Here is a 1,571-nt window from a genome sequence, read left to right on the forward strand (position 1 = left end):
AACGTTAGCGAGAGTTTGTTCAGCAATTTTAAATTCGATTTTTGTGCCTTTCAAAATTCACACGTTTTTTTAAAATTCCACCATTTTTAAAATTCCAATTTTCACGAGTTTGAGTGGATTCATGCATTATTTACAACGTTTGGTTATATGAAAAGTGGCAGAGTAAAAATGTAATTACTTTTAGTTTAAAAACAAAAATAGCAAATAAGTATAAAACTTCAAAAATTTGCATTTATCTGCTATTTTTTATATAACGTGTTGTGGTTTGTATTTGTTAATATGCAACTACCGTTCTACTTACTTTGTATTTTATATACTTACCTTTTTCTATTTTAAGAAGAAAGTATAAATCTTTAAACAGTATGTTCGGATTGTTTTCTTTCCAACTATTATATATTAACCATTCATAATTTATAATATTTAATTGATGTAAATTACAATGAGTTATAACTTCTTTTTTATTATTTTTTACTCTAAAAAGATATGAATGTGGTCTTTTGTAGTCACTATAAAAGACATCTTTCCCTTCATTTTTATTTTTTTCTATTAGTTTTCCCCTATTTTCATATTGTTTTCTATTGTACAAACTAAATTGTGTGATTTTTGATTTGTATTCAGTTATTATTAATTTGTATTCTTTATGATCTTTATTTAATACAAAGTAAGCATCTTGGTCTTTAGACTGTGAAAAGCAGAAAAAAGGAATTAATATAAAAATTATAGAAACTTTAATTACATTCATTATTTCCAGTTGTTATAAAATTATTAATCGTAGCTAAAATTCTTGTTTGTTCGTTTGTAGTAAATATAGGGTCTGCAAACATATTATTCCAAGCATTAGTACCTTTTAATCCACCCCAAGATAGATCTTTGTATAGTTGGTCTGGGTATGTTTTACCAATTGCTGCTGCATAATCTCTTAAACCTTGTTCCATTGCATTTCTATAATAATCTGCCATAAAATTATGATGTGGATTATCTGGAAAATCATTATAATAGTCAAATAAAGTAGGATAGTCAGCTCTAGAACCATCAGGAAGTGTGTAAGTATTAGGCGGTGTAAATTGCAACTGACTTCTTGTTATTATTTTTCTATAAATTTCGGCATGAATTCCTTCATGTAATATTACTAAAGCAGAGTATAAAGAAGGTCTATTATCTATATGACTTTGATTTAATGTTATAGTAATCGGAGATCCATATTGTGTTTCTCCAGATGCGCCAGGAGTTTTCATAGTACCATATTCCAATATTAGGTTAACAAAATTGCTGCTATCAAATCGTTGAATAGTTTTATTTAATAAATCATTGTCTTTTAATTTATCATAAACACATTTTGCTTTCCCTGTAAGTTTATTAATAATTTGTTCTTCTTTATCAAATTCCCCTCCTTCCTCTAACGCTTCAATAGCTTTTAAAGCAAACTCTTGACTTTCAGAACTACAATCATTATTATTTAAAAACGTAGAAACATCTTTAATATCTCTATAATCTGTATTAGAATTGTCTAACCATAAAGTATAGTTATAATTTTGAGGGCCAAGACAATCAGCAATTTGCTTTTCATATGG

General features: G+C 26.9%; 1 protein-coding gene and 1 pseudogene. Both read right to left on the reverse strand.

All coding sequences use genetic code 11. The features are described 5' to 3' along the window. Nucleotides 1-274: 274 nt before the first annotated feature. Nucleotides 275-742 (reverse strand): hypothetical protein, encoded by a 468-nt coding sequence (locus tag Q0733_RS12885; RefSeq protein ID WP_298782733.1) that lies wholly within the window; start codon nucleotides 740-742, stop codon nucleotides 275-277. Continuing rightward, nucleotides 729-1,571, reverse strand: a pseudogene (locus tag Q0733_RS12890) (hypothetical protein); the annotation flags it as partial. The pseudogene Q0733_RS12890 and the gene Q0733_RS12885, both read right to left, overlap by 14 nt.

Origin of the sequence: uncultured Polaribacter sp., from assembly GCF_947500975.1 — a bacterium.
GTDB lineage: Bacteria > Bacteroidota > Bacteroidia > Flavobacteriales > Flavobacteriaceae > Polaribacter.

Bases quoted from the DNA above. Each gene is read 5' to 3' on its own strand.
- Q0733_RS12885 (WP_298782733.1), bottom strand. From the start codon at position 742: ATGAATGTAATTAAAGTTTCTATAATTTTTATATTAATTCCTTTTTTC.